Raw genomic sequence first — 13283 nt, 5'->3', positions numbered from 1 at the left:
TCCGGGCCGACACGTGTCGGAATGACGGCCAATCCGCCCGGAATCCTGACACAGGCTATCTATTCTATTCGGGTTAAGAGAAACGGTATGGATAAATCAATGAAAATATGAAAAAAGGTGGTTATGGCTGACCGCTTTCATCAAGAGATATCGCCAGGATATCCATCCTGGCGATATGCTCAAACCTTAATCCAAAGCCGGCGTGTCGGAATAAGCAACGGCTTGGAAGCTTTCCGGACCGACACGGTTAGGAATGACTGCTAATCCGCCCGGAATACTAACGAAAGCTCGATAAATAATAAAGTTAGCATCCGGGGGAACGTCGATTCCGCTTACCGTAAACACGTCCGTCGTCAAAAGAAGATTGCCGACGGGAAGGGACTCGGTAGCCGTATAGACCGTCGTCGAAACGCCGCCGATAACCCGGACAATTGTGATCGTTACCGGAACAAGAATCGCGATCGTTGCTGCCAACGTGACCGTTGCGCTGAAATGGACCCGCAGATTGTCTCCGGCCCCGGCCGTATTCAATCCGAGCGTTCCGAACAACGCTGGCGTCGTCGAAGCCGGCACCGAGATGCTGTTGGCGAAAGACGATCCTTGGGATATCTGGCTGTCTACTAAAAAGTTTGGCATGTTTTTTCTACCTCCTTTCTAATCTTATTCTATGCCGCGTGCTAGTTTCGGTATGGACGAAAACTCTGATTATATGAAAAAAGGCGAGCGCAGATAGACTGCTCTCGCCGATGATTTTCTAGGACTCACATATTGGATCTCGCCAAAATCTGCAACAACGGTTCCCTTGCTCGGCTCTGGGTCTGCTTATACTCACCTTGAATCTTCTCCTGGTGACGCAGCGTCCCCATGGCGTCATGCCAGCGGTACGCGGTCAAGGTATCGTTCAGAAACGGGAACTGGGCTCCGCTTTGGATGGTCCGGAGCCAGAAATCCAAATCATGCGTATAAGGAAGGTTCACGTCAAATAAGCCGATGGTTTGAAACAGTTCTTTTTTGATCATGACCGTACAACCGTTAACTGGATTTGCGTTCAGGAAACAACGGTAAAAATCAATGGGATTATTCAGCACCGAAAGCGGCGCGACATGATACTGGGTCACATTTCCCCCACTATCGATGTAGTTGAAGTTCGTATGGGAAATACGCGCATGCTGGTCTCTCATAAACGCCACTTGATGGCTGACTTTTTCGGGATATAACAGATCATCGGAACTAAGCCAGGCAATGTATTCGCCAGCCGCATGGAGGATTCCATGGTTCAGCGCGGTGGCGGTACCGCCGTTCTCTTTACCCAAATATTGAATGTAAGGGAGGTATGGGGATAACCGATCGACATGCGAAGTGGAGCCGTCATCCACAACGATGACCTCCACGGCGCTGTAGGTTTGATTCAGAGCGCTCTGTACCGCCTGTTCGATATAAGTGCAATTATAAAAAGGAATTATAATTGAAACTAAGGGTCGCATCATATTCCTCCTTTCTCTGCCCGAAAGTAATGAATCACGTCTTGAAGCGAAGTTTCGAACGGAATGCGCGGGCTCCAGCCTGCGCTCTCCAAAAATTGCGGTTTCAGAATTTCCGCCACGGCATCCTCGGACCGTGATTCGCCCCAATGAACGGACATTTCGCTCCCCGCAAGCCGCAGCATCGCATTCGTCACTTCCTCAAGACTCCTCTCCGTACCGGAGCATACCTGATAGACTTCACCGCTTCTTCCCCCGGTCAGCAAGAACCCGTAACCCCGGACAGCGTCCCGCACGTCAAGAAAATCCCGCCGGCCGTGGCGGGAGGAAACTTGAAAGGGGGGTAGCCCCCCTCCCCGTTCCTCCTGAAGAATACGCCGGCCGAGCAAGGAGCAAAATCCGGTGGAGGGGCCGGGGCCGATCAGATTGCACGGTTCGGCCAGAATCACATCCTGGCCGAACAATTCCTTCCAGGACAAGGCGGCCGCCTTTTGCAGGCTTTTGCTTAAACTGTAGGGATGCTGCGGGCGATCACCCAAGGTAAGCCCTACCGATAAACGCGACCCGACGATCAGCACGCGGCAAGCGGGAAACGATCTGAGCGCATCCAATAGATAAAGCACCGAAAGGACATTGGATTCCATATACAGGATCGGCTCTTTCCAGGACTCGGGTACGGAGTTTTTACCGCCCAGATGCAGGACATAATCCGGCGTGATCTTCCGGACGACCGAGTCGACCTCATCTGCGACCAGCAGATTGCAGGAATAATACGTCACCCCGTTCATTGCCGGCTTATTGTGCTCATCCCTTACCATTGCAGCCACTTGCATACCTAAGGCTGAAAAATACCGGCAAGCGTGTTCTCCGGTAAATCCGGAGGCTCCCGTAATGAGGATTACCTTCCCTTGCAGTAATTTTGTTCCCTCATCCATCTCTCCATCTCCTTCAGCATCTCACGATAATGAGGCACTTCATAAGACCAGTCGCTGCGGGTGGAGACCAGCGTCCGGTCCTGAACGGGCGTCTCGGCCGGAATAATCGTAATATGCTGAAGCCCCCATATCTCTTGCATCAGGAGAAGCAGGTCATGTTTGCTGATCGGCGAGTGATGTGCAAGATGGATCAACCCGGACAATGGCGAATCCATCACACGATCAATGGCTTTGGCTAATTCGAGCGTAGTCACGCCGTTCCACATGACATTTCGATAACCGGTTACTTTCCCCTCCGAATGCATGAACCAATTCATCAATCCGATTCGATTGGCGCGGATCTCCGGTCCGATAATCGAAGTTCGAATCGTTAAATGCCCGGGAGCATGAATTTCCCCCAGAGCTTTCGTGACTGCATAAACGCTGGTGCCATCCGGCTCATCCGCTTCGCTGTAGCCACCCTTCGTGCCTTCAAACACGCAATCGGTGCTGATATGAATCAACCGGGCCCCGATACTATCCGCCGACCGCTGCAAACGGTGCGGCAGGAATCCGTTGATGTGGTAGGCGTTGATTTTATCTGCTTCGGCAAATTGATTCAATACGCCGACCGCATTGATAATAATATCCGGACGTACGGATTCGACGACTTTTTCAACAAGAAAACTGTCGGAAGCGTCCAGTACGAGTCCGTGAGGGTCGCGAACATCCCGGCTCGTGTAAAAAACGCTATGGCGGTCCTGCCGGTGAAAGTACTTCACCAGCAGGTGTCCGGCCATGCCGTTTCCCCCGATAATCAGCAGTTTCATACCAGGAACCCCCCGCGTTTTAAGATGTGGCGGATCTCCTCTTTCGACATCAGATTGTGAGCCGAACTGAAACTGCTGAACGAAACCGGGGGACAATTGCGGTAATGATCCCGGAGTTCGGGAATGTTCAGCGTGGGCAAAATCACGAGATACTGCTCGTCATAAACGACCGTCGTCAAGCTTTCGAAATCGCTCATTAATATTTCATGGATTTTCTCGCCCGGACGTGTTCCGCTCTCTACGACATTCACGTCCATGATGCCGGAATCTTCAATCAGAACGTCCGCCAGATCCACGATGCGGCAGGTCGGCATCGTCATGACGAAAATTTCTCCGCCGACGCTTTCGATGGAGGCTTTGAACAGAAGGGAAATGGCATCGCGAAGCGTCAGGAAGAAGCGGGTCATATTGACATCCGTGATCGTGACCTGCCCCTTTTGACGGATTTGGTCCTTGAACAAGTGAACCACGCTTCCGTTCGTTCCGAGTACATTCCCCCCTCGAACCGTAACAAAGCGGGTGTTGCTGCGGAGCAGATTGGCATAGACGATTAATTTTTCCCCGATCGCTTTGGTCATGCCGTAAAAATTGGACGGATTGGCCGCTTTGTCGGTGGAAATATAGATGACTTTCTTCACATTGTTCACGATGGCCGCCTCGATCACGTTTTGGGTCCCGATGACATTGGTCTTTAAAGCCTCATAGGGCTGATCCTCGCAAACCGGCACATGTTTCAGTGCGGCAAGGTGGAATACATAATCCACATCCTGGCAAGCCATCGTAAGAGCTTCCTTGTCACGTATATCTCCAATGCAGAACTTCAGCCTTTCATCCTCAAACTGGCGGCTCATCGCTACTTGGGTGGACTCATTCCTGGAATAAATGATTACCTCCCGGGGCTGTTGGGGAAGCAATTGGGTAATCAGTTCATGCCCCCAGGAACCGGTTCCCCCGGTCACCAAAATACGTTTATTCTCAAACATGCCGTTTCCCTCCAAGCACAAATTTAACAACCTTCTCCGAAACATGTTCTGCGAGGTATCCTTCCGGACAATCCCATTCACGGCTCATTTCGGTCATCAATGACACCGACTTGGCTATGCGGTCAGCATCCAGCCCGGATACAATGTTGCTCCCGCAGTCTACAGTTTCAGGACGCTCGGTCGTTTTGCGCAGCGTCACCGTCGGAACATGCATTATGCAGCATTCTTCCTGCACAGTACCGCTATCTGTCAAAGCGCAGCATGCTTGTTGTTCCAATTGAACAAAATCAAAAAATCCGAACGGTTCATGGAACTCGACCAGCGGATGCATATCCATCGTCAGGTCGGTTGCAATTCTGGACTCTGTCCGCGGATGAATGCTGCAAATGAGGCGGCGTCCATAGTCTTCCGCCACCCGATTTAATCCTGCCATGATTTCCCGCAGATGTTCAGGCCGATCCACATTTTCCGCCCGGTGGGTCGTCACCAGGAAATAGTCTCCGGTCTGCAGGTTCAACCTCTCTAAAACGTCGCTGCTTGCAATTTTTTTCTCGTAGTGGCGCATGACCTCGTAGATCGGATTGCCGGTGAGCACGATGTTGCGGCTGGGGATGCCTTCGGCAATCAAATGATTTTTGCTCTGTGTCGTGTAAGGCATGTTGATGGAGGAGATAGCATCGATGACTTTGCGGTTCTTCTCCTCCGGCACACCCAGATCAAAACAGCGGTTTCCCGCTTCCATATGAATGACGGGGTAGCCTATCCGTTCGGCCAAAATGGCGCATAGCGCGCTGTTGGTATCCCCCAGGACCAACACCCGGTCGGGCCGCTCCCGTTCCAGAATGGTCTCCATTTGAGAAAACATCGCCGCCAGTTGTCCTCCTAGCGAAGCCTGGCGGTCCTGTAAAATGTAATCGGGTGAGCGGAGCCCAAGCTGCTCGAAAAATATTCCGCTCAGGCTTGAAGTGAAGTTCTGACCCGTATGAACCAGAATGTGTTTGCTTGCATACCGGTCCAGCAAGGGAATAATCAGGCTTAAGCGAATAATTTCCGGACGCGTTCCCAGGATCGTCATTACTTTCACGTTAATTTCCACCCCCTGATGTGCAAGAATTGTGCAAGAATCTCGGACGGCGCCTTATCGCCGCCTTGAAGCCGAACGTCGCACCCGTTTTCGTCCCCGGGCGATACGGCGCGATTTCCGTTTGATTTTCCGGCCGGTTCGCTTCCTCGCAGAGATAACCCGGCTTCTTTTCCGAAGCGATGCACGGCGTCTTAATTTCCTGCGTCTCCGCCTTCTTCCAAGTATCGGCGCTCCCTGCGGCGATTGCTGATCATCGGGAACAGGCACGATGTCAATCGGCGGCGTATACAGCATTTCCTCCATCGGAACCGGATTGCCGGAGAGCGAGAAAATATGACCTAAAATGCTGAGCAACCTGGTCTCATAAGCTTCGGAACCGAACATGGCTTCCACGCGTCGCTGATTTTCAAGGCCCACATGATCCGAGGTTTCCGGTGAAACCAGAAGTTCGGATATCTTTGCGGTAAGCCCTTCTTTGTCCCCCGTGGGCACCAGGTATTGCTCATTTCCGGTGAATTGAAGGATTTCCCGGAGGCCCCCGGAAGCATAAGCGACCACCGGTTTTCCGAAAATCATGGCTTCCATCGCCGTCATGCCGAACCCCTCGCTGAGCAAGCTCGGAATTACGACGATATCCATGGCGCAGTAGGCGCCTTCAATATCCTCTTCATAATCGATGAATATGAATTGACTGCTCCGTCCGGAATCAATCACCCTCCGCTTGAGGGACTGATAGTAGACCCGGTCGACTTCTCCCCCAATCACGACAAAGCGTAAACCAGGATTCAGTTTCCCCAGCTTCGCAACCGATTCTATGAAGTGATCTGCGCCCTTTTCGACAATCAGAAACGATGAAATATAACCTATGACTTTTGCGTCAGCTTTGATTCCCCACTCTTTACGCTTGGAGTTCCTTAAATCGGACCAAAGAGCTGGACGAAAATCATCGGCTCCCCAAGACGGATACAGCAAACTCACCTTATATTCCACGGGATTTTCACGAAAGGGAGCCACTGCGGTTTCGGATATCCCTACGATCCAGTCGCTGTATCTATCGATGATCGCCACCGCGCTGGCCGTATGGGGATTATCCCGGATGATCTCCGTAATGTGCCAGATCACGGGAATGCCAAGTGACTTTGCCGCCATTGCCGGAATGACGTTTACGCTTGTATTGACGAATACATAATCGGGACGTTCCCGCTCCAGCAGTTGGACCACACAGGCGGTAGCAGGATCACTTTTCAGCCGCTGGGCTTCCCGGCTCAAATTTTCGTTGGGAGCGCACATAATATAGAGCATGGGAGTTTCCAGAAGAATGGTTTGGATTCCGCTTTCCTGGGCCAGCTTCGTCAATTTCCCTTCCTGGGGAGCAACGATGGTGCAGGTGAAATGAAGCGACAGCTTCCGCGCGAGGAAGAGCAGCAGTTTTTCGGCTCCCGTAATGCTCCTGGTATTGCATACATGTGAAAAAAGCATCAGCTTTTTTCCTTCGGACATCCTCGATCACCTCAGAATCGTTTTGGAGGAGCAGTCATCTCCTGATGGAATCCGCTTCTAAACTGGGCAAACTTAGCCGAAAATAATGCGGAGCATTTCGTCGATCCGGTTGCTGTAGGTGTGATCCCGGTATGTTCTTTCCAGAGCCCGGAGCGCAATTTCCTGCCGTTCTTTTTCATGAGTGAGGTAGAAGTCTACTTTCTGCAGCAATTCTTCCGCGGTGGCAAACGTCTCGATTTCTACGCCCGGCGTATAGAAGGAAGCCAGATCCTCACGTACGTCGATCAATTGAAGCGTAGCGCAAGCAGAAATTTCAAACGTCCGGGGATTTGGAGATACCGCATTAATCGCCGCCATATTTTTGTTGACTGTTTCCTCGAAAGGGGAGCGGTGCAGGTTAATCATGATTTTCGTGCCGCTGTAAACTTCCGCGGTCTCGGTCGGTCCCATCCATTTCCCCAGTTCGATCCGGTCGGCGTATGCCGGATACTCGGGAAGGCGATCCCACCAAATTCCGTTCATATTTAATCCTTTATCCATTAACTGGCCCATAATAGGCTGAAGAAAATGCACCCGGTTCCAATAGGCGGAGCCTATAAAGCCTACGTTTCCGCGAAGCGGGGAACGGGTCAGCGTAGGGCGGTAATGGTCCGGGAATGCCGCGAACGGCAAATAGTACACATTCGCGCACCCTGTCGCCCGGTACTGGTCGACGCAATTCCGTTCGAGAGTAAATACATAATCATAATGCGGCGCCATCGGAAAGGTGATATCCGTGTAATACGGATCGTCCGTCATCCAGACCGCCGTCCGGATTCCGCTGGCCCGCAGCTGATCCATTTGTTCCACCGGCTGTTCCATTCCGTCCAGCACCAGCACCAGATCCGGGCGGGTCGAAGTCGCAAGTTCTACCAGGGGAACCCCCGGTTCGCATACGATGGTTTCGGCGGTCATCTGGCGAAGGGTAGCAATAACGGCCTCATCAATCGGCGAATAAGGGAATCCTTTCCCGGAACCCACATACAAAACTCTGACTTGCCGAAACGGTAATTGGGGTCTTGCCGCTTGAACGATCACATTTGCGCGCCCGCGTAAATATCCCTCATTAAATCCGTCCCTCAATCCGTCCTCCCTGCCACGCTGGCCGGAAGTAAGCACTTCCCCACCCGCAGGAAAGTGAGGCGAATCATTCATCCCATTTGTGATCATCTCGTCACTCCTTCTGATAAGGTCCGCACATTCGGCTCCACGGCTTCAAATGGAGCTAAGCAGGCGGCCGATGCGGTCTGTGAAAGTATGCAGTTGTCTCGTTGTCCATAGGGACCTCCATGCGATACTGAGCCGCTCTTCTTCGTGCGCGAGGTAATAGGCGATCTTGCTTTGGAGTTCCTCCGCATCCTTGAACGTCTCGATATCGTATCCCGGACGGTAATAGGAAGTTAGATCCTGACGGATATCCGTAATTTGAAGCGTTCCGCAACCGCTGATTTCATAAGTTCGGGGATTGATCGACGATCCCGGCACATTGTGGGAATTCCGGTTGTCATAACCGGCATCGGTAGGCCGATGGATATTGACTACGATCTTGGCTCCGTTGTAAAAAGACACGGTTTCTTCGACGGGAATCCAGCCGTTGCGGACGAAGGGAGCCAACTGTTCGTGACTTTTCAAACGGTCCCAATGCCCGCCGGCGATAACCACCTTTTTGTCCTGCAAAAACGGAGCAAGCCGGTCGAATAGCTCCGCCCTGTTCCAAAACGCATTGCCGATAAAACAGACATCATACTGATACTCCCTTGAAACCTGCAGCGGACGGAACAGGTTGCCGTCTGCAGCCAGCGGCAAATAGTGAACGCTGCGGCAACCTGCCTCCCGGTATAAGGACACGCATTCCAGTTCATGGGTGAATACGGTGTCGTAATACTGGGACAAACGGACGGTATCCTCTGTAAAATAGGGATCATCGACGAACCAAACCGCTGTCCGAATCCCCATTTGCCGGATTTGTACAATCTGCTCCGCATGAGTTTCCGGAAACACGTGCAGAGCGTTCATGACGAGCACCAAATCGGGCCGGTGGCTCGCTGCTTCCTGCAGCATCGTATCCGGCGAAGCCACGATGCATTCGTCCGTCAAAGCTCGAAGCGCGTCGGCCACGCCGCCGTCGATGGCTTCAAACCCCTGCGGAACATAGAGTACGCGGAGATGCCGTCTATAGACGGAACAGCCAGGAATGCGGGCGAGAACGGCCTGGCATCCTCCGAAGCGATACCCTTCATTGTATCCGGCTCTGTAACCTTCTCCGGATCTCACATCCTGTTCGTTGTTCAAGTCATTCATCCTATCTTTGTGGATTTCCTGGGTCCCTATAAATATATGCTCAGCGGACACGTGCATCATGGACGACTACCCGGAAGCCTGATAAATTGGCGAATGCCTCGGAGTGTGTCAGGGAACGCAAAAAAAGGAACCTTTCGTCCCGCTTGATGCGGAAGAAAAGGTTCCAGGATAAGACTCCTTATGATCCGGTGGATTACGCCCGTTCTCTGTAGGCCAATTTATGCCCGTCCTCGAATCCTTTGGCAAAGCCGGAATTAAAGCCCTCCTGATAGGCATCATTGTAGGCCTGTTCATAAGCTGCCGGGTCTTCGTTAACAACCGCGGGGACTTCCACCGGAGGCGGCGGATCCTGTGGCAGGTCCTGAGGCATATCCTGAGGTTGAACCTGGGGTTGAACCTGAACCGGCGGAGGTGTTATACGGTAACGAAGACGATGTCTGCGCCGTACCTGTCTTTTGCGGGCTCGCTTTAGGCCAAGCTTGCCGGTCCGCCGTAAAGAAAGCTTGCGTTTACCCGGGCGGGCTTTGCCGATTCTTCTGGTCTTAAGCCGGCGTCTTCGCCGGATTTTGGTTATTGGCATTGTTTTTATTATCCTCCTGTACTCCTCGGGCTGCAGCTGTTGCCGGATAGCATGACTCCATAATCCATGGTGATGAAGGAGTTCCAAATTGTACGCGATGGACATGAATACCGCATACGGTCCGGGCCATCGCGTCTTGATATTTCGATAGTATGTTGATATTTTCAGCCAGGTGCCTGGCCGTCGTCCCGGAATGACCGGATATATCCGCCAAGCTCTCCAAAATACGGGCCATCGCCATCTGGCTTTTTGCGATCGATTCGATCAATTTGACTTTGGCGGCTTCTTCTTGAAGATTAGTAATCATTTTTCGGAATCTCCGAGGTCGAAACTGCCGTTGAATAGACCTCCAAAGTCGCCGTCCCCGTCACCGTCACCCTCACCGCCCGAATCGTCCTCTTCCGGAGGAAGCACCGTCTTTAAATTGCTGCAAAGTCCGTTTTGCAGCTTCGTCAGACCCTCTACCACCTCCACCAGTTGCTCATGAACGTCCAGCGGATCGGAAAGCTGCTTTTCGTGATTTTCAAAACTTCCTGCATGCACATGATTCAATATCCAGTTTCGCACCTTTTCCGCTTCAACGGCTTTTGCCTCCAAAATCATGGCCACGTTCCACTGGATTTTGGATGCGGCATCCAGTATTTGCAAGTAAGCCTGCTCTCTGCTCATCCCATCATCCCCGCTATCGTTGTCCTACTCTTCATCCTGGCCTCTGATCTCCTTCATGACATAGCCCAGATTTTCGGCCATGGCTTCCTGAAGATCGGCGATGGCATTCAAATAAGAGATTACGCTCTTATTGACGCGGCCCGAATTCTCGAGCAAACCCGAGGTGCCCTCAAACGCTGGTTCCGCATCAGGAATCGCATGCACGATTTGAGCCATACGGACGGCAACTTGCCGCTCGGCATCGATAACCCGTGCCATCTGCTGATGGGAATGCGACATATGGACAATGATTTCGGTAATCTTCTGCTCCATCCTGATTCCTCCAACTCATTTCGGATTGCCCCCGGAGGGGCTACAGCCGTCCACCGGTGTCATCCTTGTTCAGCATATGCCGATACGATTCATGTCGTTCCTCGCAGGAAATCCCTGTTTATAAATCTTCCGAAACCAACCGGACGGGCGGCAGAATCGGAAATCCCTCCGGCAAGCCCCGCAGTTCAGGCGGAAAGTGATCCTGTTCCGGAAGGGGGTATCCCCAAGCCCGGCAAGTATACGCCGACGAGATCTCTCTCCGTTCCCCACTTTCGATTTGATACAGACGGCCGTCCTGATCACGGTAAACCCTGTCCCCGTCATCCTGCGAAGCGTGCCGGGTGGAATGGTAATCCGGTTCCGCAATCTCCTCCCCGAGAGGAAGCTGGAGCAAATCGTTAATCGATAATCGTACGGCCTGGTGCCACAATTCTTCATACACAAGGTGCCTGGCCAACGGGTACCTGACTCCCTGCTTCAGCCGGTATACGCGGCCGGAACTGCTTTTAACCCAGCGGTTTGAGGGCAAAAACCGGCTCATTCGCAGTCCGTCTCCGGAGTTTCGGGACAGATAGTCCACCCGTTGAAGAAAGGCGTGCGGATCGCCCCACTTTTCCGCAAAAAAGTTTTCGTTTCTGCCGTTAACATCGGCAAATCCATGAGCCCCCAGCGCTTTCATGGTCATGCTCCCATAATGATGAACGAACGTATCGCCCGCGATTTTCAACTTTTTGCCTAGAAAGCGGAGCCTTATCATCCAATCGTCGTCCTCGTAATTTCCGATTTCATAACCTTCATCAAAATACCCGATCTGTTCGAAAGTACTACGCGGAATCAGCAGGCAAAAACCTACGAGGCGATTGGTATCCCGCCATTTGGCAGGATCGCTCCGGTTATGGGCCGCGGCGAAATCACGCATCCCCGGCAAGTCGATATACGGTACGTCAATTTGCTGCTCCCCGCCGATATAATTGGTGACCGGGCCGACAGCCGCGGCTTCCGGACAATCCCGCAAACATCGAAGCAACTGGCTTAACCAGCGTTCCGTCACCAATACATCGTTGTTCAACAAAACGATATGGCTGCCTTTTGCCATCATGAGCCCGGTATTTACCGCCCGGGCAAATCCTAAATTCCGTTCATGTACAGCAAGACGAAGCGGTCCGCGCCGCTTGCGCAGCAATTCGGCCGTTCCGTCCTGCGACCCGTTGTCGACAACGATAATTTCATAAGGGTAGTCCGTGCAGGCCTCAATGCTGTCCAGGCACTCCAGCAGCAGTTCCTGCTTGTTAAACGTCGGGATTATGATGCTCACTCCGTCAAACCGCGTTCCGAAATTTTGTTTTCCCGCCAAAACACCTCGTGCGTATCCCGCTTCATACCCTCTGTGAAAGTCGGCATTCCTTTCCGGCACTTCTGCACCTCCCCGTATCAGCCCAGCGCCATTTCTCCGCTTATAAGCTTGTTTGCCAAATGGCCGAAATCGATCGCCACTTTGCCCAGCTCTGCCGCGATCCGCGTACAAAGAATCACGGCCGCAATTCCCGCCGAAACAAGAGCAAGATCAAAATCGATCTTTGCCGCTTGCTTCATCGCGAAGTCCACGCCGTAAATTCCGTCCACGGGAGCCACGGCACCAGCTACGAAGAACCCTCTCGCTCCTAGCCAACCGGCCAAGCCGGGAGTTTCATTACCGATGAGCAGCAGCCTTCGACCCGTCATAAGTTGCCGAAGCCGCCCTTCCTCATTCAACGAGTAATTAATCGTTGATGATGTCAGCCTCAGCTTCCGGTAATCGAGATCGTAATGCCGGAGTACCGGGAACAGCAGTCCTTGGAAGGACGGATGGCGTGACTCCGGTATACCGATCAGACTGGCATGACGCAGCGTCTCCGCCAAAGCATCCCTGCCGACGTGATCCGGCGGATTCACGCCTGCGTAAGGAAGAAAGGGACCTTCGCGCTGGACCTGTTCCACCGGAAGAACCGTATCATGGGCCAGAGCAAGCAATTCGCCGTCGCCCAACCGGACGAGCGAGTAAGGCTTCCGGCTCGACAGCGCATTCGCAATCTCTTGATGGACGGCAGCGGAAGTCATCAAGGGAACCAGAAAGGAGGACAAATTGCCGAGCCCTACACAAAGAACCTCATCCAGTGTAATCTCCGGTAATATCATATAGCGCGGGATTAACCTTCCCAGCTTCGCTTCCCCGCCTTCATACAGCCCTTTCCGGTACCCCTCATCAAAAGCTTCCGCCTTTTCGGCTTCAGCCAGAGCCGGGACGGGGGCGTTTTCGGGGACCGCTGCCTCGGGCGGCAAGCCTGGATCCGGGAAACTGTCCCTTTCTTCCGCCTCTATGCTCGGCTCCGCCAATACTGCTCCTGGGTTATTCTTTTCCACGTCCCGATTTTCGACCCTGTTTCTTGCGGCAAGCCCGGAACCACCGGATTTGCCGCTCCGGGCGGTGCTCCGCCCGGAGAAGCGCGTTACCCGTTTTGCACCGGCCAAGTTACGCTTTCGTCCCGTCCGGCGGAAAAATCTTCTTTTTCCTTTCCTGTGACGTCCGGCAGGCATCATCGTCTCTCCTCTC

General features: G+C 52.8%; 15 protein-coding genes. All 15 read right to left on the bottom strand.

Annotated elements, in window-relative coordinates; translation table 11 throughout:
- Positions 1-186 precede the first annotated feature (186 nt).
- A complete protein-coding gene (locus DFP94_RS13695; RefSeq protein ID WP_114497025.1) occupies positions 187-636 on the bottom strand; it encodes a hypothetical protein in 450 nt (149 codons plus the stop codon).
- Between the two features lie 125 nt (positions 637-761).
- Positions 762-1484, bottom strand: coding sequence for a glycosyltransferase (locus tag DFP94_RS13690; RefSeq protein ID WP_114497024.1), 723 nt, complete (start codon positions 1482-1484; stop codon positions 762-764).
- Positions 1484-2416, bottom strand: a complete 933-nt coding sequence (locus tag DFP94_RS13685; protein ID WP_114497023.1) for an NAD-dependent epimerase/dehydratase family protein — start codon at positions 2414-2416, stop codon at positions 1484-1486. The genes DFP94_RS13690 and DFP94_RS13685 overlap by 1 nt, the downstream gene beginning before the upstream one ends.
- Entirely contained in the window at positions 2380-3225 is an 846-nt protein-coding gene (locus DFP94_RS13680; protein WP_114497022.1) for a dTDP-4-dehydrorhamnose reductase family protein, read from the bottom strand. Before DFP94_RS13680 ends, DFP94_RS13685 begins: the two co-directional genes overlap by 37 nt.
- Positions 3222-4208 (bottom strand): polysaccharide biosynthesis protein, encoded by a 987-nt coding sequence (locus DFP94_RS13675; protein ID WP_114497021.1) that lies wholly within the window; start codon positions 4206-4208, stop codon positions 3222-3224. The genes DFP94_RS13680 and DFP94_RS13675 overlap by 4 nt, the downstream gene beginning before the upstream one ends.
- The gene (gene wecB, locus DFP94_RS13670; protein ID WP_114497020.1) at positions 4201-5292 is read right to left on the bottom strand and encodes a non-hydrolyzing UDP-N-acetylglucosamine 2-epimerase; all 1092 of its coding nucleotides are present in this window, start codon (positions 5290-5292) and stop codon (positions 4201-4203) included. The genes DFP94_RS13675 and wecB overlap by 8 nt, the downstream gene beginning before the upstream one ends.
- 54 nt (positions 5293-5346) lie before the next feature.
- Positions 5347-6792: a glycosyltransferase family 4 protein gene (locus DFP94_RS13665; RefSeq protein ID WP_114497019.1), complete on the bottom strand. Its 1446-nt coding sequence runs from the start codon at positions 6790-6792 to the stop codon at positions 5347-5349.
- Positions 6793-6864: 72 nt separating this feature from the next.
- Positions 6865-8001, bottom strand: coding sequence for a CgeB family protein (locus tag DFP94_RS13660; protein ID WP_114497018.1), 1137 nt, complete (start codon positions 7999-8001; stop codon positions 6865-6867).
- 45 nt (positions 8002-8046) lie between these two features.
- Entirely contained in the window at positions 8047-9132 is a 1086-nt protein-coding gene (locus DFP94_RS13655; protein WP_114497017.1) for a CgeB family protein, read from the bottom strand.
- A gap of 193 nt (positions 9133-9325) precedes the next feature.
- Positions 9326-9712, bottom strand: a complete 387-nt coding sequence (locus DFP94_RS13650) for a FliH/SctL family protein (RefSeq protein WP_114497016.1) — start codon at positions 9710-9712, stop codon at positions 9326-9328.
- Positions 9675-10019 (bottom strand): hypothetical protein, encoded by a 345-nt coding sequence (locus DFP94_RS13645; RefSeq protein WP_114497015.1) that lies wholly within the window; start codon positions 10017-10019, stop codon positions 9675-9677. Before DFP94_RS13645 ends, DFP94_RS13650 begins: the two co-directional genes overlap by 38 nt.
- Positions 10016-10381 carry an alpha-helical endospore appendage domain-containing protein gene (locus tag DFP94_RS13640; RefSeq protein ID WP_114497014.1) on the bottom strand — a complete coding sequence of 122 codons (366 nt, stop codon included), beginning with the start codon at positions 10379-10381 and terminating at the stop codon, positions 10016-10018. Before DFP94_RS13640 ends, DFP94_RS13645 begins: the two co-directional genes overlap by 4 nt.
- 24 nt (positions 10382-10405) lie before the next feature.
- Positions 10406-10693: a nucleoside-diphosphate sugar epimerase gene (locus tag DFP94_RS13635; RefSeq protein ID WP_114497013.1), complete on the bottom strand. Its 288-nt coding sequence runs from the start codon at positions 10691-10693 to the stop codon at positions 10406-10408.
- Positions 10694-10811: 118 nt separating this feature from the next.
- Entirely contained in the window at positions 10812-12107 is a 1296-nt protein-coding gene (locus DFP94_RS13630; RefSeq protein WP_114497012.1) for a glycosyltransferase family 2 protein, read from the bottom strand.
- A 17-nt stretch (positions 12108-12124) separates the two neighbouring features.
- A complete protein-coding gene (locus DFP94_RS13625; RefSeq protein WP_245954811.1) occupies positions 12125-13270 on the bottom strand; it encodes a GT-D fold domain-containing protein in 1146 nt (381 codons plus the stop codon).
- Between the last annotated feature and the right edge of the window lie 13 nt (positions 13271-13283).

Source organism: Fontibacillus phaseoli, from assembly GCF_003337355.1.
GTDB lineage: Bacteria > Bacillota > Bacilli > Paenibacillales > Paenibacillaceae > Fontibacillus > Fontibacillus phaseoli.
Note: the sequence above shows the minus strand (reverse complement) of the source record. Positions and strands in the feature narration are given on the sequence as shown.